The sequence below is a fragment of the Mesorhizobium sp. M2E.F.Ca.ET.219.01.1.1 genome, from assembly GCF_004016445.2.
Lineage (GTDB): Bacteria > Pseudomonadota > Alphaproteobacteria > Rhizobiales > Rhizobiaceae > Mesorhizobium.
This window is the reverse complement of sequence record NZ_SADT02000003.1, coordinates 13,324-38,784: the sequence shown is the minus strand read 5'-3', so window position 1 is coordinate 38,784 and position 25,461 is coordinate 13,324. Positions and strand designations below refer to the sequence as shown.

Genomic DNA, 25,461 nt, shown 5'->3' with positions numbered 1-25,461 from the left:
ATCGTTTTATGTGGAAGATGGCACCGGAATGTGTGGAAAGTCACATTTCTGTGCCGTTTCCCACGCTATCGCGGCGGGGACCCGCCGTGATGGAATTCCGATTTCGCGAGAGTGCGATCATGCTTCTGGAACGGCAGCCGCAGCTGCAGCAGATGGATGCCTTGTTGGCGGATGCAACAGGGGGTCGTGGCCGCGTCGTGGTCGTCTTGGGCGAGGCCGGCGCCGGCAAGACGGCGCTGGTCGAGGCGTTCGCGAGCCGACTGGATGATGGCCTGTCCGTGCTTCGCAGCGCCTGCGAGGACCTGTCCATTCCGGACCCGCTGGGGCCGCTTCACGACCTGGCCCGCAACGCGCAGTGGGAACTGCCGCGAGCGATCGACGACCGCCAGGTGCAGCGGTTGCCCTTGTTTTCCGAGGCGCTCGACGTCTTCGAGGCGAAGGGCCCGAGCGTGCTCGTCATCGAAGACCTGCACTGGGCCGATGACGCGACGCTCGATTTCGTGCGCTTCCTCGGCCGGCGCATCGCAAACACCCACATCCTGCTTCTGATCACGGCGCGGACCGACCGCAGCGAAGGGCAGATGCGCGTGCGCCGGGCGCTCGGCGAGATCCCGGCCGGCAATGCCGTGCGTATCGACGTGCCGCTGCTCAGCGAAAGCGCCGTGCTCTCGCTCGCCGCAACCGCCAAGCGCGACGGCGACGCAATCTACCGGGCGAGCGCCGGCAACGCCTTCTTCGTCACCGAGCTGCTCGCCGCCGAAGGCGATGGCGCATTGCCGGCGAGCGTGCGTGACGCCGTTCTGGCGCGCGCCGAAAAACTGTCGCCTGGCGCGCGCTCGATGCTCGACGCCGTCTCGGTGTTTCCGCGCCGCGCCGACGCTTGGGCGCTGAGTGGCCTTTGCGGGATTGCCGCCGCCGGTCAGCTCGCTGAATGCGTCGCCAACGGGCTGCTCGAGGATTTCGGCGACGGCTATGCCTTCCGGCACGAGATCGCCCGCACGGCGATCGAGATGGCGCTGACGCCGAGCAAACGGCGCGAATACAATGAACGCGCCCTGGCGGCCTTGCGCGAAAACCCGCAAGTGGCCACTGCCAGGCTGGTGCACCATGCCGTGGAAGCGCAGAACCTGGACGTGGTGCGCGAGCTCGCGCCGGCCGCGGCGCGCGAGGCTTCGCGGGTCGGCGCGCATCGCGACGCGGTGGGCTATTACGAAGTTGCCCTGCGCTACGCGGATATGCTGCCGGCCGAAAAGCGAGCCGAGCTCTATGAAGGCCACGCCTTCGAGTGCCACTTGATCGGCCGCGTCGACGCGGCGATGGAGGCGCAGGGCCGGGCGCGCCAGTTGCGCCAGGCGTTGGGCGACCGTGTCAAGGAAGGCGACAGCCTCAGGTGTTTGTCGCGCTTTGCCTACCTGCTTGGCGATCGCGCGGCCGCGGACCGTTTCGGTGAGCAGGCGGTGGAGCTTCTGGAGACCGCTCCCGACAGCGCCGAGCTGGCGATGGCCTACTCGAACCTCTCGCAGCTGGCGATGCTCGCCGAGCGGCTCGAGGACACGCTTTCGCTCGGCGGCAAGGCGGTCGATCTGGCGGAGCGGCTCAACCGGCCGGATATTCTGTGTCATGCGCTGAACAATGTCGGCGCCGCCGGACAATGGCTGGATTTCACCAAAGGGCGGCGCGATCTGGCCCGCAGCCTGGGAATCGCATTGTCGGGAAACTTCCAGGAACACGCTGCGCGCGCCTTCACCAACTGCGCCTGCGTCGAGATGAACAGGCTCAATTTCAGCGAGGCGTCTTCGTTCCTGGAGCGCGGCATTGCCTATTGCGTCGAGAACGATCTGGCGACATGGCGCGATTACATGCGCGGCGTGCAGGCGCAGCTTCTGCTGAGGCTCGGCCTCTGGGACGATGCCGCGGCGACGGCGCATGAGGTTGTCGACGATGAAGCAACGCCGGCGCTGGTACGCTATCCGTCGCTGGTGGCCCTGGCCAGATTGCGCATCCGCCGCGGCGACCCGTCGGCCGAGCCGATCGTGGAAGAGATGAGGCGGTTCCTGGACAAGGGCATGGAGCTGCAACGGCTTGTTCCTTTTGCCGGGATGATGGCCGAGCTGGCGTGGCTGGGCGAGGGCGACAGGGACGAAGCGCTGCATCTGATCGCCCTTGCCGAAGGCCTCGCGCCGACGCGGGCGGTGTTCGGTGAGCTGGCGATCTGGCGGCGGCTTTTGTCGCCTGAAAGCGATCCCGGCGAGACCGAGGGCATGGCCGAGCCGCACCGCCTGCAACTGGTTGGCGACTGGCGCGCCGCCGCTGCGTTTTGGACAAGGATGGGCGCCCCTTTCGAACGAGCGCTTGCCTTGCTGCAGGGCGACGAGGCCGCGCGGCGTGAAGCGCTGGACATTTTCGAGGCGCTCGGCGCAAGACCGGTGGCGCAGCACGTGCGCAGCCTGCTGCGGCAGAGCGGCGTGAGCCGCATCGCCAGAGGTCCGAGGCAGGCGACACGCGCCAACCAGGCCGGCCTCACGCAGCGCCAGATGGAGGTCCTGCAGTTGATCGAGCGAGGCTTCTCAAACAAGAAGATCGCCGCGCATCTGACCATCTCGCCGAAGACGGTCGACCACCATGTTTCAGCGGTGCTCGGGAAACTGGAAGCCGTCTCGCGCGGCGAAGCGGCGGCCGCGGCGCGCGCCTCGGGGCTGGTGTGACGGTTAGTGCGTTCCCCGACACAAGGATTTTGAAAAGTTGCCGTTTGTCTTGGTGCAAGATTCTCCGTTCATTTCCGTGAAATCAGCGCAACGCCGGAGATTGGTCGAAGCCGCCCCAACCTCGTCATTCTATGGCGGAGCAAGGAGCGAAGCGACGCGCGCAGACCATAGAATCCTGTGTGTTGGTTTCGGTGTATGGTTGAAGTGGGAAGGAGACCGAGTGGATCCTGGTCGTCCTTTCGGACAGGCCGTGGCATGGCCCGGTCCCTTCCCACCGGTGAACCATCAACCTGAACAGTTGCACGGGGCTGTTCGAAGCAGACCCCGCACCACAGGAAGAGGCGTGGACATGATAGCCCAGAACTATGTCGGCTGCGACATCTCCAAGCAGTGGCTCGACTTTTTTTGATGAGACAAGCGGTCGTCTTCGGCGCATCGATAACCAGGCCGATGCGATAGCGGCCTATGTGGCGGGCCTTGATCCCAGTCGGGACTTCGTCGTCATGGAGGCGACAGGCGTGCATGACCGGCTGCTGCGCCATGCGCTGGCCAAGGCCGGCGTGCCATTCTCGCGGCACAACCCGGCGCACACCCACCACTATTCGAAGTCAACGCGACGGCGCGCCAAGACCGATCCTCTCGATGCCAGGATGCTGAGCGGCTACGGCCGTCGCTATAACCCTGAGGCCGAGCCGGCGCCGAGCGAAGAAGTCGAGCAGCTTCAATCGCTTGCTGGCCACCGCGATCAACTGGTCGGGATGCGGGCAACGGCGAAGAAGCACCTCGCCGAGGCCTTCGAGGAGATCGTCATCACCAGCCTTGAAGACCTGATCGCCGACCTCGACACGCGCATCAAGGCGTTCGAGAGCCAGATTGCCGCAGTCATTCGTCAAAACCAGGACACCGCCCGCGACCATGCGCTGATGGTCTCCGTGCCCGGTGTCTCCAAGGGCGGCGCGCTCTCGCTGCTGGCGCTCCTGCCCGAGCTCGGCCAGCGCTCACCCAAGGCGATCGCCGCGCTCGTCGGCCTTGCCCCGTTCGACAACAAGAGCGGCAAGCTCAACCGCAGGAGCCAGATCCAGGGCGGGCGATCACGCGTGCGCCGCGCCCTCTACATGGCAGCCCTCACCGCCATCAGAACCTGTGAGCGCTTCAAGACATTCTACACAGCGCTTGCTGCCCGCTCGGGGTCCAAGAAACTCGCCATCATCGCCGTCGCAAGGAAGCTCCTGGTCGTCCTCAACGCTATCATTCGCGACAAAACCGCATTCGCATGAACACAGTTGCCATGCCGTGGATTCTAGGGTCTTCGCGACGGAGCTTCGCTCCTGCTCCGCCCTAGAATGACGATCGCGACGGGCGTTTCGGCCAAAGGCATGCCACCTGCCGACGCAGACAGAGCCGGCCGGTCAAAATCCGTGTGCTGGGGAATTAGTTGCTGGGGAAGCCTAACTCGGCGTTCCACCGGGATCGCGTAACGCCGGCGCTGCCCCTCATCCGCCCTTCGGGCACCTTCTCCCCGTATGACGGGGAGAAGGAAGAGGGGTTCAGGCGAAGGCGCCGTGGCAGTGCTTGTACTTCTTGCCGGAGCCGCAAGGGCAGGTTTCGTTGCGGCCGATCTTGCCCCAAGTCGCCGGGTTCTTCGGGTCGCGGTTTTCCGGCGCGACGACGGCGGTGGTGTCCTGGCGCATCAGAAGCGCGGTCTCGCCGCCCTGGAAATCGTCCTCGCCGGTGGAGCCGTCGATGTGGCTGCCGAACATCTCGGGCGTTTCGGGCGGCGGCGCGTCGGCCGCCTGGCGCACCAGCTCGACTCGCATCAGCTGCGCGGTGACGGCCTGGCGCAAATTGCCCAGCATGCCCTGGAACAGCTCGAAGGCCTCGCTTTTGTATTCCTGCAGCGGGTCGCGCTGGGCGTAGCCGCGGAAGCCGACGACCGAGCGCAGATGGTCGAGATTGACGATATGCTCGCGCCACAGATGATCGAGCGTCTGCAGGACCACTGAACGCTCGACGTAATTCATCACGTCGGGGCCGAAGCGGTCGGCGCGCTCCTTGGCGGCGGCGTCGGCCGCGGCCGCGATGCGCTCCCGGATATCGTCCTCGGCGATGCCCTCTTCCTTGACCCATTCCTCGATCGGCAGGTCGAGATTGAGGTACTGCGCCACTTCCTCCTTGAGGCCGGCGACGTTCCATTGCTCGGCATAGGCGTTTTCGGGGATGTTCTTGGCGACGATCTCGTCGATCACGCCTTCACGCATCTCGGTGATCGTCTCCGAGAGGCCTTCGCCGTCCATCAGCTCGATGCGCTGCTCGAACACCACCTTGCGCTGGTCGTTCGAGACGTCGTCATATTTCAAAAGGTTCTTGCGGATGTCGAAGTTGCGCGCCTCGACCTTCTTCTGCGCTTTTTCGAGCGCCTTGTTGATCCAGGGATGGATGATCGCCTCGTCTTCCTTGAGGCCGAGCTTCTGCAGCATGCCGTCCATGCGCTCGGAGCCGAAGATGCGCATAAGGTCGTCCTGCAGCGACAGGAAGAATTTCGAGCGGCCGGGGTCGCCCTGACGGCCGGAGCGGCCACGCAGCTGGTTGTCGATGCGGCGCGATTCGTGGCGCTCGGTGGCCAGAACGTAAAGGCCGCCGGCGGCCAGCGCCTTTTCCTTCAGGCGCTCGACATCGTCGATGATGGCCTTCTCCCGCGCCTCGCGCTCGGGGCCGGCCGGCATGTCGCCAAGCTCCTCGGCGATGCGCATCTCGGCATTGCCGCCGAGCTTGATGTCGGTGCCGCGGCCGGCCATGTTGGTGGCGATGGTGATGGCGCCGGGCTTGCCGGCCTGGGCGACGATGGACGCCTCGCGCTCATGGTGGCGGGCGTTCAGCACTTCGAAGTCCTTGATGCCTTCCTTGCGCAAGCGCTCGGCCAGCTGCTCGGATTTCTCGATCGAGGTGGTGCCGACCAGGATCGGCTGGCCACGCTCGCGCGCGTCCTTGATTTCCTTGACGATCGCCTTGTATTTCTCGTCGACCGTCCGGTAAACCTCGTCGTCCTCGTCCTTGCGGGCGACCGGCAGGTTGGTCGGGATCTCGGTGACCTCGAGATTGTAGATGTTGCCGAATTCCTCGGCCTCGGTCAGCGCCGTGCCGGTCATGCCGGCGAGCTTCTTGTAGAGGCGGAAATAATTCTGGAAGGTGACGGAGGCCAGCGTCTGGTTCTCCGGCTGGATCTGCACGTGCTCCTTGGCCTCGAGCGCCTGGTGCAGGCCTTCCGAATAGCGGCGGCCGGGCATCATGCGGCCGGTGAACTCGTCGATGATGACGATCTCGCCGTTGCGCACGATGTAATCGCGGTCCTTCTGGAACAACAGATGCGCCTTCAGCGCATTGTTGACGTGGTGGACGATGGCGACGTTCTCGACGTCGTAGAGCGACTCGCCCTTCAACAAGCCGGCCGCGGTCAGCATGTTTTCCAGCTTCTCGGTGCCTTCCTCGGTGAAGATCGTCGTCTTCTGCTTCTCGTCGACCTCGTAGTCGGCCGGGCCGAGCTTCAGCATGAAGGCGTCGATGGTGTTGTACATTTCCGAGCGGTCCTCGAGCGGACCGGAAATGATCAGCGGCGTGCGCGCCTCATCCACCAGGATGGAATCGACCTCGTCGACAATGGCGTAGGAATGGCCGCGCTGCACCATCTGCGAGCGCTCATACTTCATGTTGTCGCGCAGATAGTCGAAGCCGAGCTCGTTGTTGGTGGCGTAGGTGACGTCGCAGGCATAGGCCTCGCGGCGCTCGTCGTCGGAAAGGCCGTGGACGATGATGCCGACGGTCAGGCCGAGGAATTTGTAGACGCGGCCCATCCATTCGGCGTCGCGCTTGGCGAGGTAGTCGTTGACGGTAACGACATGCACGCCATTGCCGGCGAGCGCATTGAGATAGACGGGCAAGGTGGCGACCAGGGTCTTGCCCTCGCCGGTGCGCATCTCGGCGATGCCGCCATTGTGCAGCACCATGCCGCCGATCAACTGGACGTCGAAAGGCCGCATGCCAAGCACGCGGCGGGCGGCTTCGCGCACCGTGGCGAAGGCTGGGACCAGCAGGTCGTCGAGCGAAGCGCCGTTGGCGATATCCTGGCGGAATTTCTGCGTGCGTCCGGCGAGTTCGGCGTCGGAAAGCGCCCGCATCTCGTTTTCCATGGCGTTGATGGCTTCCACCCTGGGCCGGGTCGACTTGACACGCCGGTCGTTGGAGGAACCGAAAACCTTACGGGCGAGACCGCCGAGACTGACCATCCAATGGTCCTTTCGATAGCAATTTTGGCCGTTTGCGACAGGCGCCTGGCGGGCCCATCAAATCCGCGTGAATGCGGACAAACGCAAAAAGCGCCCGGAAAACGGTTCTGGACGCCAAGTCGTTGGACAGATAAGAGGGGGCTCAATCGATGTCAACGCCGCGTTAGCCCTATGGGCAGCGCCAAATTCCGCCACAATTCGACTGATCTGGAACCCTTCCGCTCACGCGATCCTCATTGGCAATCCCATTGGAGTTATCTTGATGTCCCTGTCGTTCCGCCGCGCCTCGCTCGCCAGCCTCGGTCTGGCCTTCGGGCTCTCGGCTCTCTGCCTGTCGCCGCTGATGGCGCAGGAGACCAAGCCCGCGGATGCCGCCGCGCCTGCCGCCGCTCCCGCCGCGCCGGTCGATCCCAATGCCGTGGTCGCCACCATCAATGGCGAGAAGCTGACCGAGGCCGATCTGCAGCTCGCCGAAGGCGAACTTTCGCAGCAATTCGCGCAACTGCCGCCCGATCAGCGCCGCGCGGCCGCCCTTTCGGCGGCGATCGAAATCCGCGTCATGGCCAAGAAGGCGGTCGACAGCGGCCTTGACAAGGATCCCGACTTCCAGCGCCGCATGGCTTTCCTGCAGGCGCGCGCGCTGCATGGCGAGGTCGTCGAGAAGGAAGTGGTCGACAAGGTCACGGACGCCGAAGTGCGTGCCCGCTACGACCAGGAGATCGCCAACACGCCGCCGGTCAATGAAGTGCATGCGCGTCACATCCTCGTTAAGACGAAGGAAGAGGCCGAGGCGATCATCAAGCAGCTCGACGGCGGCGCCGACTTCCAGAAGCTCGCCAACGAACACACCAACGACCCATCGGGCAAAACCAGTGGCGGCGATCTGGGCTGGTTCGGACCGGGGCAGATGGTGCCGGAATTCGACAAGGCGGCCTTCGCGCTCGACGTCGGCAAGTACACCAAGGAGCCGGTGCAGACGCAGTTCGGCTGGCACGTCATCAAGCTCGAGGACAAGCGCGCCAAGCAGCCGCCGGCCTTCGACGACGTCAAGGACCAGGCCAAGCAGGCGGTGATCCGCGACAAGTATTTCGCCATGGTCAAGGAGCTGCGCGCGTCAGCCAAGGTCGAGATTCCGGACGAGAAGCTCAAGAAGGACATCGACACGCTGGAAGGCGGCAAGTAATCCGGCCGCTCGAGATCGGTTTTGCAAAGGGCGCCTTCGGGCGCCTTTTCGTTATGGGGCGGGGGCTATCCCTCGCACCAGATAGCGCACGGCGGTGCGGATCGCCGCCTCGTCTTCGCCGAGGCGGTTGCTCAACAGATGCCGCCAGGCGTAGGACGCGATCAGGTCGGCGACGATCCCGGCATCGACATCGGCCGCCACCTCGCCGCGCGCCTTGGCGCGCTCGATCATCAGGCCCGTGTGGCTGCGGCGTCCTTTTGAGTATTCGGCAAGTGCCGCCGCGGCCGTCTCGTCCGACTGTGCCTCGGCAATCAGTGAGCGGTAGATGTTGCCGGACGGGGTGTCGCGCCAATGCGCGAACAGATTCTCGAGGAGGCCGGCCAGATCATCCTCGACGTTTCCGGTGTCGGGCGTCTCGACATGCTTCTGGCGCTGGTAGACCTCGATCAGCAGCGCCGCCTTGCTCGGCCACCAGCGATAGATGGTTGGTTTTCCCGCCCGCGCCCGCCGGGCGACGGCCTCGATCGAGAAGCCTGCGTAACCCGCCTCGCGCAGCACCGCCTCGGCCGCCTCGACAATGGCGTCGGCGCTCTCGGGATTGCGCTTTGCGCCGATCGACTTGCGCCCGCGAGCGGCGGCCTCGCCCATTCCAGTCTTCCTTAGCCGGTGAATCTGCCGCCGATCATATTGGCTTCGCGGGCGAAACGAAACGATCCGTTTCAGACCGCGAGCCCTTCAGCCGGGGCGATCAGGCGTGGCCAGAACGCCCCTTGCGCCGGGACGCGCTATCGGGCAAACCGGCCTTCCTTTCGCTTTATTGCCATTCCGAGGTTCCGATGTCCGCTACGATCTCGCCGCTCGCACCGAAGAAATATCCGAAGATGCCGGTCATCGAGGGTGTGCGCATCGCGACTGCCGAAGCGGGCATCAAATACCGGAACAGAACCGACCTGCTCGCCATGGTCTTCGATCCGGGCACGGCTGTCGCCGGCGTCTTCACCAGGTCGAAATGCCCGTCGGCGCCGGTCGACTTCTGCCGCCAGAACCTGCCTGACGGCAAGGCGCGCGTGCTGGTGGTCAATTCCGGCAATGCCAACGCCTTCACCGGCAAGAAGGGCAAGGCCTCGACCGCGCTGACCGGCGAGGCGGCGGCCAAGGCCGCAGGATGTTCCGAGAGCGAGGTGTTCCTGGCCTCGACCGGCGTTATCGGCGAGCCGCTTGACACCACCAAATTCAGCCATCTGCTCACCGGCCTGGTCAAGGACGGAAAGCCCGATCTGTGGACCGAGGCGGCAAAGGCTATCATGACCACCGACACCTATCCAAAGGTGGCGACGGCGACGGTCAAGCTCGGCGATACCGACGTGACCATCAACGGCATCGCCAAGGGCGCCGGCATGATCGCGCCCGACATGGCGACGATGCTTTCCTTCATCGCCACCGACGCGCCGATCGCGGCGCCCGTGCTGCAGGATCTGTTGTCGCGCGGCACGGCCAAGACCTTCAACGCGGTGACCGTCGACAGCGATACCTCGACCAGCGACACGCTGCTCATCTTCGCCACCGGCAAGGCCGCCGCGCGCGGCGCGCCGGCGATCAGCGATGCCAAGGACGCGCGGCTCGGCGCGTTCCGACGGGCGCTCGGCAAGGTGTTGAAGTCGCTGGCGCTGCAAGTCGTGCGCGACGGCGAGGGCGCGCGCAAGCAGGTCGAGGTCACGGTGACCGGCGCCAAGTCGGCGCGTTCGGCCAAGCGGATCGCGCTGTCGATCGCCAATTCGCCGCTGGTCAAGACCGCCGTCGCCGGCGAGGACGCCAATTGGGGCCGCGTCGTCATGGCCGTTGGCAAGGCCGGCGAGCCGGCAGACCGCGACCGGCTGTCGATCTGGTTCGGCGACAACCGGCTCGCGCATGAGGGCGAGCGCGATCCGGCCTATTCGGAGGAGGCGACGTCCGCCTACATGAAGCGCGACGACATCCGCATCCGCGCCGATATCGGCATCGGCCGCGGCAAGGCGACGGTTTGGACCTGCGACCTCACCAAGGAATATGTCGCCATCAATGGCGACTACCGGAGCTGATGGCGCCGGTGTCCAGGCATCCGGCAAGCGTGCTGGCGGTCGTGCGCCGCTACGAGGCGGCAGGCTTTCGCGCCTGGCCGGCGGCGGCCGTCCATTATGACGGCACCTGGGTGGTGCGGCTGACCGCCGGGCACCCCGCCAAGCGGCTCAACTCGGTCAATCCGCTCGATCCGGGCGACACGCACGCCATCGAGGAGCGCATCGGCCGCGCCGCGCGCCGCTTCGATGCCTATGGCAGGCCGCTGACCTTTCGCATGTCGCCGCTGTCGGGGCAGGTGCTGTCCACGCATCTCGACAAGGCCGGCTGGAACAGGTTCGACGAATCCATGGTCATGCGGCTGCCGTTGAAGGACCTCGAGCTCGGCGCGGCCATGGACCAGATACCGCTCAAGGACATCAGCCGCTTCATCGGCGCGTCGTTGAGAACCAGCGGCTCGGATGCCTCGCTGCGGCCCGGCCTGTCCGAGGTTATCGGCGCCATCCAGCCCGAAGCTGGGTTGTTCGCGCTGGAGGACGGCAATGAGCCGCTGGCGACGCTGATCTGCGTCCATGATGGCGATCTCGCCGGCCTATTCGAGGTCGCCACCGAAAAATCGGCGCGCAAACAGGGCCATGGCAGCAATCTCATTCTATCGGCGCTGAAATGGGCGCGGCTGCGCGGCGCGCGCGAGGCCTGGCTGCAGGTCGAGGCCGGCAATGCGCCGGCGCTCTCGCTCTACCGGTCGCTCGGCTTCGAGGAAGTCTACCGCTACCACTATCGACGGCCGCCGGGCGCATGAGCGAGATGAAGCCAGCCGGAAAACGCCTGCTGCTGGTCGCCGCCTGCGCGCTGGTCGATAACGACCGGCGCGTGCTCCTGGCGCAGCGCCCCGAAGGCAAGCAGCTTGCAGGCCTGTGGGAGTTCCCGGGCGGCAAGGTCGAGCCCGGCGAGACGCCGGAGGAGTGCCTGGTCCGCGAGCTGCATGAGGAACTGGGCATCGAGACCGAGATTCCGTGCCTGGCGCCTCTCACCTTCGCCAGCCATTCCTATGACGATTTCCATCTCCTGATGCCGCTCTATGTCTGTCGCCGCTTTCGCGGGATCGCGCAACCCAGGGAAGGGCAGGGGCTGAAATGGGTCAGGCCGCGGCAGATGCGCGACTACCCGATGCCGCCGGCCGACGCACCGCTGATCCAGTTCCTCATCGACCTGCTGTAATTCGCGACCTGCCTTCGCCGCCGTTCACCATTTGCTGGAAGCGTCGTTTTCCAGAGCTGCTTTAGCCAGCGTTAATGGAAGATTTATCTCGACGTGAAAAATTGCACGGGGCCGTTTCGCGCGGCGAGATCGTCGATGACTGTGGGAAACACGGCATGAGCCTTGAAAGAGAGTGGGACTCGATCCGGCCCGACCGCGGCTTCCGCGCTGCGGATGCCGGCATGGGCATCCTGCGAATCACGCTTCTCTTCGGCTCGGCAGCCGTGGCGCTGGCGCTGATCGCAACGCCTTTGCTGGACAGCCAGACGCGATCGCAGGGCGCTCGCGACGGCTTGGCCGTCGGGCTCGACATGACAGCGACCGGATCGATCGGCCATCGCACCAATACATATACGGTGCGCCGCAGTGTGCTGCAGCCGATGCCCAGTTCAATCTGCGTCATCCGCAATGACGGCAGCCGCAGCGGCGAGTGCTGACATGGTTAATGATTTTTTGGGACACCGGCATTTCACTCGCTGTTAAGCTTTTGCCGTTAACCTTTCTTAACGGGTAGGACATTAGAATTTCTGCATAAGGGATGGATGACCATGAAAAACCTGCTGCAGCAATTCGTAAGAGATGAGACGGGCGCCACGGCCATCGAATATGGCCTGATCGTTGCTGTGCTCTCGCTTACAATCATCGGCGGCGTGGGCAGGGCCGCGGACGCGCTCCAGTGGTTGTTCAGCGACAACAACAGCAGGTTGGTGCAGGCCTTCTCCCACTGACGAAGCCGAGCCGGCAATCAGAGACGCGGTCAACCCTTGGGCGGGTTCTCCAGGATCGCCTTCAGCGATACTTTGGCTGACCCCGGCTTGAGCGGCTTTTGCTGGGAGGCGTCAGGCGCCCAACCGGACATCCAGACAATCGGAAAGCTTGCGCGGATGCGGCCATCCGGGTCCGAAAACCGTTCAGCGTAGATTTCGGCGGCACGGGCAAACAGGCGTCTGCTGCCCGGCCGCCGGCTGCGGTCGATGAGCGGGCTGGTCTCGCCCATGGCGCGCAGGTCGCTAGCCAGATCGAACAGCGTGTCGTAGCGCACCGTCACCGTCTCGACATCGGCCACCGGCAGTGCCAGGCCGGCGCGCTGCAACAGCGCACCCGCATCGCGCACGTCGGTGAAAGGAAGGATGCGCGGGCTCGCGCCGCCGTAAAGCTCCGTCTCGGCCGTCAGCATGCTTTCGCGCAACTCCGCGAGCGTACCCGCGCCGGCGAGAGCGCCAAGGAAAAGCCCGTCCGGTTTCAGCGCGCGGCGGATTTGCGCCAGCACGCCGGGAATGTCGTTCATCGCGTGCAGCGAGAGCAGGGAGACGACGAGATCGAGGCTGCCGTCCTCGAACGGCACGGTCTCGGGCGGCGCTACCAGGCCCGGCCCGCCGGCGAGAAGCGCTTCATCCATCTCGACACGCACAATCTCGCCGACCTTGCCGCTGGCTGCGAGCACCTCGACCGCCGCTGACGTCTGGCAGAACAGCGCGGCCGCCTTGCCGAAGCGGCGCTCGACGGCACCCAGCCGGTCGGCAAGGTCTTCGGCCGCCCGCCGCATCAGGAAATCGGCACCCTCGACGGGGCGGGCGAGAGCCCGGCGCATGCGCGCGAGCCAGAGCTCAGTGTCGATCAAAGGCTGCAATGAAAAGCTTCCTGTTGTCCGCGCCCGCCGGAGTGGTGTTAAGGTGGCGCGGGGCTTCCTTTCACGTGGCCGATCCGGTGCACAAGATCAAGACCAGCGCGGTTCCGGACATGACGCGGCAGGCACTGGCCTGGCCGGCGCGTCTGTTGTTTCCGCCGGTTTGCGCCGGCTGCCGTCGCCATGTGTCGCAGCCCGGCGTTTTGTGCGGCGCCTGCTGGCCGAAGCTCAGGATGCTGGAAAGACCCTGGTGCCCGGTGATGGGAACGCCCTTCACCCACGACATGGGCGAGGGGTTTCTGTCGGCGGAAGCGATCGCCGATCCGCCGCCCTTCGAACGGGCGCGGGCCGCCGTCATCTATTCGGGCGTCGCACGGCAGATGGTTCAGGGGCTGAAATACCAGGACCGGACGGACCTGGCGCCCTGGATGGCGAACTGGATGGTCCGCGCCGGCGCGGAACTGATTGGCGAGGCCGATCTGGTCGTGCCGGTTCCGTTGCACTGGCGGCGCTTCTTCCGGCGCCAGTTCAACCAGTCTGCGGAGCTTGGACGCGCCGTTGCAAAGCTCAGCGGGCTGCCATTCTCGCCATCCGCGGTCAAACGCGTGAAGCTGACGCGCCAGCAGGTCGGGCTCGAACGGCATGAGCGCGAAGAGAATGTGCGCGCCGCCTTCCGCGTTCTACCGGACGCCGAGATCCAAATCTCGGGCCGCCGGGTGCTGGTCGTCGACGATGTCTACACTACCGGCGCCACGGTGAGGGCGGTCGCCAAGGCGCTGAAGAGGGGCGGCGCCGGGGCGGTCGACGTGCTGACCTTCGCCCGGGTCTTGCCGGGGGACTTTCGGGCCGATGAGTCCGCGACTATATAGAAACCCAAGTGTTGTTTTTGGTGCGGGTCGCTGTCATGCAACCATTGGGCGATATGCACTGGCAGGATTGTGACTGATGGTCGATGTGACGATCTATACAAGGATGATGTGCGGCTACTGCAGCGCCGCCAAACGGCTGCTCGACCGCAAGGGTGTGAGCTATACGGAGCACGATGCCTCGTTCTCGCCGGAACTGCGCCAGGAAATGATTTCCAAGGCGCATGGGCGAACCACCTTTCCGCAGATTTTCATCGGCGACACGCATGTCGGCGGCTGCGACGATCTCCATGAGCTGGAGTCGCAGGGCCGGCTGGATGTGATGCTCGCCAACGGGAGATGATCATGGGTGTTTTCAAGGCCGCCGCCGTGCAGATGCGTTCGGGCACGAGCCCCGAGCGCAATGCCGCCGACATGGAAATCCTGGTCCGCCAGGCCGCCGGTCAGGGCGCGACCTATGTCCAGACGCCGGAAATGACCGGCGCGCTGGTGCGCGACAAGGAAGCCGGCGCGGCCGCCTTCACCACCGAGGACAAGGACATTGTCGTCGCCACCGCGCGCAGGTTGGCGAAGGAGCTCGGCATCCACCTGCATATCGGCTCGACGGCAATTCGCCGCGCCGACGGCAAGCTCGCCAACCGCGCCTTCCTGTTTTCGCCCGACGGCACACTGATTGCCGGCTACGACAAGATCCACATGTTCGATGTCGACCTCGACAATGGCGAGAGCTGGCGCGAATCCGCTTCCTATGAGCCGGGAACGGAAGCGGTCGTTGCCGACATCAATGCAACGAAGCTGGGCTTTGCGGTCTGCTACGACCTGCGCTTCCCGCAACTGTTCCGCGCCGAGGCGATGGCCGGAGCCGAGGTGCTGACGGTGCCTGCCGCCTTCACGCGCCAGACCGGCGAGGCGCATTGGCATGTGCTGCTGCGTGCCCGCGCCATCGAGAACGGCGCCTATGTCGTTGCCGCCGCGCAAGGCGGCCTGCATGAGGACGGACGCGAGACCTATGGCCGTTCGCTGATCGTCGACCCTTGGGGACGCATCGTCGCCGAGGCCGCGCATAACGAGCCGGGAGTGATCGTCGCCGAGATCAATCCGGCGCAGTCGCTTGCCGCGCGCCGCAAGATCCCGAATCTCAGGAATGCGCGAGACTTCACCGTCAATGCCGGCGCAGGCGAAGCGCCGCGTCTCAGGGGTGCTGCCTCTTGATCCGCTTTTCCCTGGTTTGCGAGCACGAGCACGAGTTCGAAGCCTGGTTTCGCAGCAATGACGACTTCGACACTCAGAAGAAGCGCGGTTTCGTCGATTGCCCGAATTGCGGCTCGCACAAGATAGAGAAGGCGCTGATGGCGCCGGCCGTCTCGACCTCGCGCAAGCAGGAAAAGATGGCTTTGGCCATGGGCGAAGCGCAGAAACAGGCGCTGGTGCAGTTGAAGGCGCTGGCCGAGAAGGTGCGCGAGAATGCCGACTATGTCGGCGACAAGTTCGCCGAGGAAGCGCGCAAGATCCACTTTGGCGAGACCGATCCGCGCGGCATCTATGGCGAGGCGACGCCGGAAGAGGCGCAAAGCCTGATCGAGGACGGCGTCGAGTTCATGCCGATCCCAAGCTTTCCGGACGACCGCAACTGAGGTGTGTCGATATTCAGGTGAGGCCGGCCTGCGAATAGCGGCTTCCTGCGGTTCCGGTGCTCACGTACTTTAAGTACGCTCCGCTCCGGTTCTCGCAAACCACCATTTTCGACTCGGCCTGACCTGAATCTCAACACACCTTGGTGCAAATCACGAAGGTAGAGATCAAGGCACGCTAAACGGCGGGTTGGCCTAGGCTTCCGATCAGTTTCTCAAGCAGTTTCGCCAGCATTTCCCTGTCCTCTTGCGTCAGGCCGGCGAGGATTTCATGCTCGTTGGCGACGTGGGCGGTGAGTGCGGTGTCGGTGAGCTCGAGGCCTTTCGTGGTGAGCTGCACGACAACCCCGCGCCGGTCGCTCGGGTGTGGCGCGCGTTGGGTCAGACCGGCCTTTTCCAGACGATCGAGGCGGGCGGTCATGGCGCCTGATGTCACCATCGTCGCCTCGTAGAGTTCGGTCGGCGTCAGCGCGTAGGGGGCGCCCGACCGGCGCAGCGTCGCCAGGACGTCGAATTCCCCGGACTGCAGCCCGAAGCGGGCAAAGACCGGCGCAAGCCGGTCGCGCGCGATGAGCGCCGAGGCTTCATTCAGCCGTCCGATGACGCCCATCGGCGACACGTCGAGATCCGGCCGCTCCCGCCGCCACTGTTCGATAGCCCTGCCTGCTCGGTCCATATTGCTCACCACGAAGTATCTTGACATCAAGAATCTTTACGCTATGTTACCGCAAGATGAACCGGCCGCCAAGCGGTCACGCAGCGACGGGACAATCCGATGAAATTTCTCTGGGATTCGGCGATCGGCCTTCTGGTCGTGACCGGCGGCCTGCTCGGCATGACGCTGCCCTTCGGCAAGCTCGCCACCGCCGCCGGCGTGCCTGCCATGGCCTGGGCTTTCACTATCTCGTTCGGCGCTGGCGGCGTGCTGTTGCTGGCGCTTCTGCTGCGCGGCGAGCGCATCCGGCTGACCCCGCACAAGCTGCGTTATTTCTTCGTCACTGCCGCGATTTCGTATGCCATCCCCAATCTTTTGATGTTCTCCGCCATTCCGCATCTCGGCGCAGGCTATACCGGCATCATGTTCACGCTGTCGCCAGTGGTCACGCTGGTGTTCTCGATCCTGCTCGGCGTCAGGCGTCCGAACCTGCTCGGCGTCATCGGCATCGCCGTCGGCTTCATCGGCGCGGTAATGGTGGCGCTCACGCGCGGCGAGGCCGGCCAGGCGGCGGATTATTTCTGGGTGGCGATCGGGCTGCTCATCCCGGTCAGCCTCGCGGCCGGCAATATTTATCGCACTGTCGACTGGCCGGAGGGCACCGGCCCGATCGAACTGGCGGTCGGCAGCCATCTGGCCTCGGCCACGCTGCTCCTCGTCGGCATTTGGACGCTTTTGGGCTGGCAGGCCTTTGCATCGCTCGCCGGCGTGCCGCTGGTGGTCGTCGGACAGGCCGCCTCGGCCTCGGCGATGTTCGTCTTCTTCTTCCGCCTGCAGGCCGTCGGCGGCCCGGTCTATCTCAGCCAGATCGGTTATGTGGCGGCGGCCGTCGGCCTGTTCGCCGGGACGATCCTCCTCGGCGAGCACTACCAGCTTCTGACCTGGCTGGGTGCGGCCATTATCACCGCGGGCGTGTTCATCACGACCAGGGCGCAAAGCCAGGTCGGCGCGCCTGCGCCGCTTCGGATCGAGCCGGCATCATCCCGTAGCTAATCCTCTTTGCCCGCGGGCTCCGGCTGCGGATGACGGCGGCGATGGGTGGCAGCGCCTTGGCTCGCTGTCCCAGTCCTAAGTTCGTCTTGACGCTGTTCCAGACAGAGAACAACTGCGCATCTTTCCTGAGATTGCTTTCGGCGAAAAAAGGAGAAAGCCATGGCCAACCCGGAAGGTCCCGTCAGCGTCGCGGATTTCCGCGCCGCCATGCGGCTCATCGTCGGCAATGTCAGCGTCATCACCGCCGGCGTCGGCGACGACCGCACCGGCCTCGTTGTCATTTCCGTGGTGTCGCTGTCGGCGGAGCCGCCGAAGGTGATTGCCTGCGTGAACCGCTCCTCGTCGACCTGGCCGATCATCGAGCGCTACCGGCATTTCGGCGTCAACTCGCTCGGGCCCCAGCACCAGCGGGTGGCCGAGCGCTTCTCCGGCTTCGGCGGCATCAAGGGCAAGGACCGTTATGAGGGCGTCGAGTGGACGACGCTGAAGACCGGCGCATCGTTGCTCACCGATGCGGTGGCCGCGTTCGATTGCAGCCTGGACGAGATGATCGACCGAGGCCCGCATTCGATCGTCATCGGCTCGGTCGAGGCGGTGAGGACGCAGGATTCCGGGCAGGCCCTGATCTACTGGCGGGGCGGCTATCGGCCGTTGGAAGCCTGAGGTCTGACGCGATCAGACCGAGGCTTTCTCCGCCAGCACCATGTAGTTGACGTCCATATCCTTCGAGCGCTGCCAGCGGTCGGCCAGCGGATGGTAGATGACGCCGGTGCGGTCGATCACCGTGAGGCCTGCGGCGCCTAGCGCCTTTTCCAGTTCGTCCGGCCGCACCAGCTTGCCGAACTGATGCGTGCCGCGCGGCAGCCAGCGCAGCACATATTCGGCGCCGATGATGGCGAGGCCGAGCGCTTTCAGCGTGCGGTTGATAGTGGCGACGAACATGATGCCGCCGGGGCGCACCATCTGGCCGCATTTGGCGATGAACAAATCGACATCGGCGACATGCTCGACCACTTCCATGTTGAGGATGACGTCGAAGGTCTCGCCGGCATCGGCCAGTTCCTCGGCCGTCGTGGCCCGATAATCGACGCTGACGCCGACCTCCGCCGCATGCAGCTTGGCCACTTCGATGTTGGTCGCCGAAGCGTCGGCGCCGACCACTTCAGCGCCTAACCTGGCCATCGGCTCGCACAGCAAGCCGCCGCCGCAGCCGATATCGAGGAAGCGCAGGCCCTCGAAAGGCCGCGCGGCGCGGGGATCGCGGCCGAAGCGGGCCGCGACCTGGTCGCGAATATAGGCGAGCCGCACTGGATTGAACTTGTGCAGCGGACGAAATTTGCCGTTCGGGTTCCACCATTCGGCGGCAAGGGCTGAGAAGCGTTCGACTTCTCCGGCATCGATGGTCGATCGACGGGGTTCTGGCATAGGCGGGTCTCCGGCGCCTGATCCCGGAAAGGATCATGCGCAAAGTCAAAGTGCTGCAGTTGTCCCTGCGTCGAAAGGGACGCGCGGCGCTATAGAACGCTAGGAAGTCGGGCGCGGGGGAAGGAATGTCAAGGCAGGTTTTTCCGGCTGCTGCCATGAGCGCCCGGGGATGGGATTGCCGGAAGCGCCGTCGTCGCGTTTCAAGCGGCCGGCATATATGCATATCCCGTTCTACCATCCACGGTTCCTTAACAGCAAATTTACGAGGTTGACGGTTTTTCAACGCGCAAGTGCTAACCGGCATGTACATTGCCGACTCGGGTGTCGAGAGGGCTTGGTGCGCATCAAGACCCAGATCATTGCAACGCTGTTGAGCGCCGCGGCCCTGATCGGCGCGGTGGGCGCTGTCGCAATAGTCTCCCAGATATCGATGACCAGATCGGCCGCGCTGGCCGAGGCGACAAGCGTGGCACGGCAACTGGCGGATACGATCGCCTTCAAAGCCGCCGATGCGCCCGCTGTTCGAGCGCCCCGAGACGCTGCGCGAATTCGTACGATTGCAGCACAGCGACTCAAAGCGCGATCTCGTCGTCGTCGATCGCGGCAAGACCATCCTCGCCGACGTACCAGGCGAGGAACAGAATGTCGGGACCGCGTTCGGACACGACCGAGGCAACGAAATCGGCCGCACGCTCGAGGACGGCCAGCCGCGCGACTTCGTCGAGGAAAGCGCCGATGTGTCCGAGGCGATCAACCTGGTAGTGGTGCCGATCGAGGAAACGCCCGGCAAGATCGTCGGCGCCGTCCTGTTCGAATACACGCCCCTGCTGAATGCAGCCCAAAATCGCACAAACGCGATGCTCTGGCTGGTCGGCTCGTCCACCGCCGCCGCCATGCTGATTGCGGCATTTTCCGCCTTTCTGCTGCTCAACCGGTTTGGCGCCGGTCTTTCCAGCCTCAATCGCGGCATCGAAGCGCTGGCGCGTGGCGATAGCGGCGCCCGCATCGGCCACGCCTCCGAGGACGAATTCGGACAGCTGGCGAAAGGCTTCGACACGATGGCGGCGGAGCTCGAATCGTCGCGACGGCAACTCGTCGATCAGAAAGCTTACATCGAGGATATCGTGCGCACAGTGGCCGAGGGCATCGCCGTCATCGACGGCGACGGCCGGGTCATGTCGGTCAATCCGGCCGCCTCCGATATCGCCGGGCGACACGCGAGCAAGATCGAGGGGCAGGACTGGCGATCGGTCCTGGAAATGCGGGGACCGACCGGGGACCGGCTCGGGACGGGAGCATCCCCGGTGGAATTGGCGCTTGCCACGGGCCGGCGGCATCAAAGCGAGGTGCGTCTGGTAAAGCCCGACGGCTCGCAGCTGCCGGTGATCGCCAGCTGCAATCCGCTCAACCGGGCCGATCGCGGCATCGTGCTGACGCTCAGCGACATAAGCGAACTGCGCAGCGCCGAGCGGGCGGTCAATGACCGCGCCGAGGAGTTGGCGGTGCTCAACCGCGAGCTGAGAGAGACATCGGAAGCCACAAACCGGTTGGTCAAGCTGGGTGAGCTGCTGCAGGCCTGCGTCACCTTCCAAGAGGCATTCTCGGTCGTCGGCTCGGCGATGCCGGATTTTTTCGGCGGCCTGAGCGGAACGGTCCATCTGACCAGCGCCTCGCGCAACCTGGTCGAGGAGATGGCGCATTGGGGCGATGTCCGCTCGAGCGTGGGCCAATTTGCCCCGGAAGATTGCTGGGCGCTGCGCCGCGGCCAGGAACATGTCGCCGGCCCGGGCATGCTGACGCCTCACTGCAATCACATCACCGAAAATGGCGGGCGCGGCTATGTCTGCATGCCGCTGGCGGCACAAGGCGAGACGCTCGGCATCGTCCATCTCACCGAGCCCAATGCCGCCGACAGGCCGGACTGGCTGGCCGAGCGGAAGCAGGTGCTGCGCGGCGTCGTCGATACGCTGGCGCTGGCCCTGGCCAATTTGCGGCTGCGCGAAACGCTGCGACAGCAATCGATCCGTGATCCCAATACCGGGCTCTACAACCGCCGCTATCTCGAGGAAACGAGCAGCCGCGAACTGCGGCGCCTGGAGCGCTCAGGGCAGCCGATGGCGGTGATCATGCTCGATGTCGACCATTTCAAGCAGTTCAACGACACATTCGGTCACGAGGCCGGCGATCTCGTGCTCAAGCAGGTGGCCAGCACGCTGCTGGACCATGCCCGGGAAAGCGACGTGGTGTCGCGCTATGGCGGCGAGGAGTTCGCGGTGATGATGCCCGGAACGTCACTTGTCGATGCCGCCGAGCGCGCCGAGGCGCTGCGAAAGGCGGTCAAGCAGCTGCATCTGACGCATCGCGGGCGCACATTGGGCACCATCACCGCCTCGTTCGGTGTGTCCGCCTTCCCCGAACTCGGCGCCTCATGGGCCGAAATCGTCAACGCGGCGGATCGTTCGCTCTACCAGGCAAAGGCAGACGGACGCGACCGCGTCGTCGCGGGATTGCGCAAGACCGATCCCGACTGGGACCTTTCCACCCCAGACAGAAGCGCGGCCGAGGGCTGAGCTTCGGCGCCCTCGCTTCGGGCGAGATGCATCAGCGCGACAGCGCAACCTCGGCATGGCTCATGGCGACGCTGGCGGGCTCGATCGCCTGCATGGCCTCGCTGTCGCCGATCTCGGCCATGATGCGGTCGGCCGCCGCCTGTGCCTGATCCAGGCCCTGCCAGCGCACGACGTCAACCCAGGTGCCATCCTTACGCTTCCCGAGGTGACGGGCAAGAAAGCCCGGCTGCCGGGCAAGCCAGTCGGTCACGATCCCGTTATTGGCGACAAAGCCGTCTTCGGTGCCGGGCTTGAGGCGGAAGGTGACGATTTCCAGAGTCTCGGTCATGAAGAATCTCCTAAGGCCGGTTTCAGCAGTCTTATGGCATGATCGGCGACAGGAATCCGTCAGGATGAGCGTTGCCGGGCCGGCTATAGGCGCGCTCGCTTGCGAAGCCTTGCTGTTTTGGCTAAGGAGGCCGCGCATTTCCGCGCCCGGCTTAACCCTGGCGTTTCCTCCGGTTCCGGCCTTGCGCCGGCTTCAGTCAAAGGCATTTCGCTTCCATGGCGCGTATCGTGATGAAATTCGGCGGAACCTCGGTCGCCGACATCGCCCGCATCCGCAATGTGGCGCGCCATGTCAAACGCGAGGTCGATGCCGGCCATGAAGTGGCGGTCGTGGTGTCGGCGATGGCCGGCAAGACCAACGAACTGGTCGCCTGGACGCGCGAGGCCTCGCCGATGCATGACGCGCGCGAATATGACGCGGTCGTCGCCTCGGGCGAACAGGTCACCGCCGGCCTGTTGGCGATCACGCTGCAGAGCATGGGGGTGCATGCCCGCTCCTGGCAGGGCTGGCAGATCCCGATCAAGACCGACAATGCGCACGGCGCGGCACGCATCCTCGACATCGACGGCGCTTTCCTGATCAAGCGCTTCGGCGAGGGCCAGGTGGCGGTCATCGCCGGTTTCCAGGGTATCGGGCCGGACAACCGCATCGCGACGCTCGGCCGCGGCGGCTCCGATACAAGTGCCGTGGCGATCGCGGCGGCGGTCAAAGCCGACCGCTGCGACATCTACACCGATGTCGACGGCGTCTACACCACCGATCCGCGCATTGAGCCGAAAGCCCGGCGTCTCGCCAAGATTTCCTTCGAGGAAATGCTCGAAATGGCCTCGCTCGGCGCCAAGGTGCTGCAGGTGCGCTCGGTCGAGCTTGCCATGGTACACAGGGTGCGTACCTTCGTGCGGTCGTCCTTCGACGATCCCGATGCGCCCGGAATGGGGGATTTGCTCAATCCGCCCGGAACGCTTATTTGCGACGAGGAAGAGATCGTGGAACAGCAGGTCGTCACCGGAATTGCCTACGCCAAGGACGAAGCGCAGATTTCGCTGCGCCGCGTCGGCGACCGTCCAGGCGTCGCCGCCGGCATCTTCGGTCCGCTGGCCGAGGCCAACATCAATGTCGACATGATCGTCCAGAACATCTCCGAGGACGGCAAGTTCACCGACATGACCTTCACCGTGCCGTCCGGCGACGTCGACAAGGCGCTTGCCGTGCTGGAGAAGCTGAAGCCGGAAGTCGGCTACGATGTCGTGCAGTCGGAAGCCGGGATGTCGAAGGTCTCGGTCATCGGCATCGGCATGCGGAGCCACGCCGGCGTCGCCGCCACCGCCTTCAAGGCGTTGGCCGACAAGGCGATCAACATCCGTGCCATCACCACTTCCGAGATCAAAATCTCGATACTGATCGACGGTCCATATACGGAACTTGCAGTTCGTACTTTGCATTCCGTCTACGGTCTCGATAAGCAATAGCAAGAACTGAGTCAGTTGTTGCGTGAACGCCGGCCGCGGGAGAAACTGCGGCGGGCGAAATGCCCATTGGAGAACAAGCCGCGATGCGTGATACGGCCAGTGGCCCGCGCGTTCTGCTCAAACGGCTTCGCGAGCTCATGCAGGAGCCGCTGGAGCCGCAGGAGCGGCTCGACCGCATCGTGCGCGACATCGCTTCCAACATGGTGGCCGAAGTCTGCTCGCTCTACGTGCTGCGCGCCGACTCGGTGCTCGAACTCTACGCCACCGAGGGTCTGAACCCCAACGCCGTCCACCTGTCGCAGCTCAGGCTCGGACAGGGCCTGGTCGGCACGATCGCCGCCAGCGCGCGGCCGCTCAACCTGTCCAACGCGCAGGAGCACCCGGCCTTCGCTTACCTCCCGGAGACGGGCGAAGAGATCTACCATTCCTTCCTTGGTGTGCCGGTGCTGAGGGCCGGGCGCACGCTCGGCGTCCTGGTCGTGCAGAACAAGACCATGCGGCAGTACCGCGAAGACGAGATCGAGGCGCTGGAAACGACGGCGATGGTGATCGCCGAGATGATCGCCACCGGCGATCTCGCCCGCCTGACCAAGCCGGGACTGGAGCTCGACCTGCGCCGTCCGGTGAGCTTCACCGGCCTTTCCTTCAACGAGGGCGTCGGCCTTGGCCATGTCGTGCTGCACGAGCCGCGCATCGTCGTCACCAACCTCTTCAACGAGGATAGCGAGGAGGAGGTGCGCCGGCTGCAGTCCTCGCTCGGCTCGCTCCGGCTCTCCATCGACGACATGCTGGAGCGGCGCGAGGTCGCCTTCGAGGGCGAGCACCGCGAGGTGCTCGAGGCCTATCGCATGTTCGCCAATGACAGCGGCTGGGTGCGGCGGCTGGAAGAGGCGATCCGCAACGGCCTGACCGCGGAAGCCGCGGTCGAGAAGGTGCAGAGCGACATGCGCGCCCGCATGCTGCACATGACCGACCCTTATCTGCGTGAGCGGATGAGCGATTTCGACGATCTTGCCAACCGGCTCCTGCGCCAGCTGATGGGGCGCGGCCCGGAGGACGTCGCGGCTGCGTTGCCCAAGGACGCTATCATCGTCGCCCGTTCGATGGGCGCGGCCGAACTGCTCGACTATCCGCGCGACAAGCTGCGCGGCCTGGTGCTGGAGGATGGCGCCGCCACCAGCCACGTCGTCATCGTCGCGCGCGCCATGGGCATTCCCGTCGCCGGTCAGATGAAGGGCGCCGTTTCCATGGCGGAAAACGGCGATGCCATCATTGTCGACGGCGAGGAAGGCACGATCCATCTGCGGCCGCAGTCCGACCTGGAAGCCGCCTATGCCGAAAAGGTCCGTTTCCGGGCCCGACGGCAGGAGGTCTACCGCGAGCTGCGCAAGAAGCCGTCGCTCACCAAGGACGGTGTGCCGGTCGATCTCCTGATGAATGCCGGTCTGGCCGTCGACCTGCCGCAACTGACCGAGTCGGGCGCCGCCGGCATTGGGCTCTTCCGCACAGAGCTGCAGTTCATGGTCGCCTCGACCTTCCCGCGCGCCGAGGCGCAGGAGCGGCTCTACCGCGACGTGCTCGACGCCGCGCGCGGCAAGCCGGTGACCTTCCGCACCATCGATATCGGCGGCGACAAGGTGCTGCCTTATTTCAAGGGCGCGATCCAGGAGGAAAACCCGGCGCTCGGCTGGCGTGCGATCCGGCTGACGCTCGATCGTCCCGGCCTGCTCAGAACGCAGATCCGGGCGCTGCTGAAGGCCAGCGGCGGCCGCGAGCTGAAGCTGATGCTGCCGATGGTTACCGAGTTGTCGGAGATCGCGCAGGCGCGCGAGATCATCGACCGCGAGGTCCGGCATCTGTCGCGCTTTGCCCATCACCTGCCCACCAGCCTCAAGCTCGGCGCGATGCTGGAAGTGCCCTCGCTCTTGTTCCAACTCGACGAGCTGATGAAGGCGGTCGACTTCGTTTCGGTCGGTTCCAACGACCTCTTCCAGTTCATCATGGCGGTCGATCGCGGCAACACGCAGCTTGCCGACCGCTTCGACACGCTTTCGGCGCCATTCCTGCGGGTGCTGAAGACGATCGCCGATGCCGGCGCCCGCAACAACACGCCGGTGACGCTGTGCGGCGAGCTTGCCGGCAAGCCGATCTCGGCGATGGCGCTGATCGGCCTCGGCTTCCGCTCGATCTCGATGTCGCCGGCTTCGATCGGCCCGGTCAAGGCGATGCTGACCGAGCTGCCGCTGCAGGAGCTGAAAGACTTCTTCAAGGACAATCTGATGGCGCCCAGCCAGGGGACGCCGATGCGGGCGCTGCTGCAGGCGTTTGCCGACGACCGCTCCATACCGCTATAG

Annotated in this window: 23 protein-coding genes; 17 read left to right on the top strand and 6 right to left on the bottom strand. The window is 65.0% G+C overall.

What is annotated here, in order from left to right:
- Window positions 1–119 precede the first annotated feature (119 nt).
- Window positions 120–2,705 (top strand): LuxR family transcriptional regulator, encoded by a 2,586-nt coding sequence (locus EN862_RS17400; protein WP_127865855.1) that lies wholly within the window; start codon window positions 120–122, stop codon window positions 2,703–2,705.
- Between the two features lie 365 nt (window positions 2,706–3,070).
- Window positions 3,071–3,982, top strand: coding sequence for an IS110 family transposase (locus tag EN862_RS17395; protein ID WP_127865808.1), 912 nt, complete (start codon window positions 3,071–3,073; stop codon window positions 3,980–3,982).
- Window positions 3,983–4,252: 270 nt separating this feature from the next.
- On the opposite strand, the gene secA is transcribed toward EN862_RS17395, so the two are convergent.
- A complete protein-coding gene (gene secA, locus EN862_RS17390; protein WP_127865809.1) occupies window positions 4,253–6,985 on the bottom strand; it encodes a preprotein translocase subunit SecA in 2,733 nt (910 codons plus the stop codon).
- Window positions 6,986–7,247: 262 nt separating this feature from the next.
- Between secA and EN862_RS17385 the strand changes: the two genes are divergently transcribed.
- The gene (locus tag EN862_RS17385) at window positions 7,248–8,168 is read left to right on the top strand and encodes a peptidylprolyl isomerase (RefSeq protein ID WP_127865810.1); all 921 of its coding nucleotides are present in this window, start codon (window positions 7,248–7,250) and stop codon (window positions 8,166–8,168) included.
- Window positions 8,169–8,219: 51 nt separating this feature from the next.
- Here EN862_RS17385 and EN862_RS17380 read toward each other — a convergent pair whose 3' ends face one another.
- Window positions 8,220–8,816 (bottom strand): TetR/AcrR family transcriptional regulator, encoded by a 597-nt coding sequence (locus EN862_RS17380; protein WP_127865811.1) that lies wholly within the window; start codon window positions 8,814–8,816, stop codon window positions 8,220–8,222.
- Window positions 8,817–9,004: 188 nt separating this feature from the next.
- Here EN862_RS17380 and argJ point away from each other — a divergent pair, with 188 nt between their 5' ends.
- The 5 genes from argJ (at window position 9,005) to EN862_RS17355 (ending at window position 12,211) form a co-directional block, all read left to right on the top strand.
- Window positions 9,005–10,246, top strand: coding sequence for a bifunctional glutamate N-acetyltransferase/amino-acid acetyltransferase ArgJ (argJ, locus tag EN862_RS17375; RefSeq protein WP_127865812.1), 1,242 nt, complete (start codon window positions 9,005–9,007; stop codon window positions 10,244–10,246).
- Entirely contained in the window at window positions 10,246–11,025 is a 780-nt protein-coding gene (locus tag EN862_RS17370; protein WP_176480057.1) for a GNAT family N-acetyltransferase, read from the top strand. The genes argJ and EN862_RS17370 overlap by 1 nt, the downstream gene beginning before the upstream one ends.
- Window positions 11,022–11,444, top strand: coding sequence for a (deoxy)nucleoside triphosphate pyrophosphohydrolase (locus EN862_RS17365; protein WP_127865813.1), 423 nt, complete (start codon window positions 11,022–11,024; stop codon window positions 11,442–11,444). The genes EN862_RS17370 and EN862_RS17365 overlap by 4 nt, the downstream gene beginning before the upstream one ends.
- 155 nt (window positions 11,445–11,599) lie before the next feature.
- Window positions 11,600–11,920 carry a hypothetical protein gene (locus tag EN862_RS17360; protein ID WP_127865814.1) on the top strand — a complete coding sequence of 107 codons (321 nt, stop codon included), beginning with the start codon at window positions 11,600–11,602 and terminating at the stop codon, window positions 11,918–11,920.
- Between the two features lie 105 nt (window positions 11,921–12,025).
- A complete protein-coding gene (locus EN862_RS17355) occupies window positions 12,026–12,211 on the top strand; it encodes a Flp family type IVb pilin (protein ID WP_095816931.1) in 186 nt (61 codons plus the stop codon).
- 29 nt (window positions 12,212–12,240) lie between these two features.
- Here the strand turns inward: EN862_RS17355 and EN862_RS17350 are convergent, their stop codons facing one another.
- Window positions 12,241–13,113 (bottom strand): methyltransferase domain-containing protein, encoded by an 873-nt coding sequence (locus EN862_RS17350; protein ID WP_127865815.1) that lies wholly within the window; start codon window positions 13,111–13,113, stop codon window positions 12,241–12,243.
- 65 nt (window positions 13,114–13,178) lie between these two features.
- Between EN862_RS17350 and EN862_RS17345 the strand changes: the two genes are divergently transcribed.
- The 4 genes from EN862_RS17345 to EN862_RS17330 all read left to right on the top strand — a co-directional run bounded on the left by EN862_RS17345 (window position 13,179) and on the right by EN862_RS17330 (window position 15,610).
- Window positions 13,179–13,979 carry a ComF family protein gene (locus tag EN862_RS17345; RefSeq protein WP_127865816.1) on the top strand — a complete coding sequence of 267 codons (801 nt, stop codon included), beginning with the start codon at window positions 13,179–13,181 and terminating at the stop codon, window positions 13,977–13,979.
- Between the two features lie 76 nt (window positions 13,980–14,055).
- The gene (gene grxC, locus EN862_RS17340) at window positions 14,056–14,319 is read left to right on the top strand and encodes a glutaredoxin 3 (protein WP_127865817.1); all 264 of its coding nucleotides are present in this window, start codon (window positions 14,056–14,058) and stop codon (window positions 14,317–14,319) included.
- A 2-nt stretch (window positions 14,320–14,321) separates the two neighbouring features.
- The gene (locus EN862_RS17335; protein WP_127865818.1) at window positions 14,322–15,188 is read left to right on the top strand and encodes a carbon-nitrogen hydrolase family protein; all 867 of its coding nucleotides are present in this window, start codon (window positions 14,322–14,324) and stop codon (window positions 15,186–15,188) included.
- Entirely contained in the window at window positions 15,185–15,610 is a 426-nt protein-coding gene (locus EN862_RS17330; RefSeq protein ID WP_127865819.1) for a DUF1178 family protein, read from the top strand. Before EN862_RS17335 ends, EN862_RS17330 begins: the two co-directional genes overlap by 4 nt.
- 175 nt (window positions 15,611–15,785) lie before the next feature.
- On the opposite strand, the gene EN862_RS17325 is transcribed toward EN862_RS17330, so the two are convergent.
- Window positions 15,786–16,283 (bottom strand): MarR family transcriptional regulator, encoded by a 498-nt coding sequence (locus tag EN862_RS17325; RefSeq protein ID WP_127865856.1) that lies wholly within the window; start codon window positions 16,281–16,283, stop codon window positions 15,786–15,788.
- 99 nt (window positions 16,284–16,382) lie between these two features.
- On the opposite strand from EN862_RS17325, the gene EN862_RS17320 reads away from it, so the two are divergent.
- Together EN862_RS17320 and EN862_RS17315 are read left to right on the top strand one after the other, a co-directional pair.
- Window positions 16,383–17,315, top strand: a complete 933-nt coding sequence (locus EN862_RS17320; protein ID WP_127865820.1) for a DMT family transporter — start codon at window positions 16,383–16,385, stop codon at window positions 17,313–17,315.
- Between the two features lie 159 nt (window positions 17,316–17,474).
- Window positions 17,475–17,978 (top strand): flavin reductase family protein, encoded by a 504-nt coding sequence (locus EN862_RS17315; RefSeq protein ID WP_127865821.1) that lies wholly within the window; start codon window positions 17,475–17,477, stop codon window positions 17,976–17,978.
- Window positions 17,979–17,990: 12 nt separating this feature from the next.
- On the opposite strand, the gene ubiG is transcribed toward EN862_RS17315, so the two are convergent.
- Window positions 17,991–18,740, bottom strand: coding sequence for a bifunctional 2-polyprenyl-6-hydroxyphenol methylase/3-demethylubiquinol 3-O-methyltransferase UbiG (gene ubiG / locus EN862_RS17310; RefSeq protein ID WP_127865822.1), 750 nt, complete (start codon window positions 18,738–18,740; stop codon window positions 17,991–17,993).
- A gap of 509 nt (window positions 18,741–19,249) precedes the next feature.
- Between ubiG and EN862_RS17305 the strand changes: the two genes are divergently transcribed.
- Window positions 19,250–21,310 carry a diguanylate cyclase gene (locus EN862_RS17305; protein ID WP_127865823.1) on the top strand — a complete coding sequence of 687 codons (2,061 nt, stop codon included), beginning with the start codon at window positions 19,250–19,252 and terminating at the stop codon, window positions 21,308–21,310.
- Window positions 21,311–21,341: 31 nt separating this feature from the next.
- Here EN862_RS17305 and EN862_RS17300 read toward each other — a convergent pair whose 3' ends face one another.
- Entirely contained in the window at window positions 21,342–21,638 is a 297-nt protein-coding gene (locus EN862_RS17300) for a hypothetical protein (RefSeq protein WP_127865824.1), read from the bottom strand.
- A gap of 215 nt (window positions 21,639–21,853) precedes the next feature.
- Between EN862_RS17300 and EN862_RS17295 the strand changes: the two genes are divergently transcribed.
- A complete protein-coding gene (locus tag EN862_RS17295; RefSeq protein WP_127865825.1) occupies window positions 21,854–23,107 on the top strand; it encodes an aspartate kinase in 1,254 nt (417 codons plus the stop codon).
- Between the two features lie 83 nt (window positions 23,108–23,190).
- Entirely contained in the window at window positions 23,191–25,461 is a 2,271-nt protein-coding gene (gene ptsP, locus EN862_RS17290) for a phosphoenolpyruvate--protein phosphotransferase (protein ID WP_127865826.1), read from the top strand.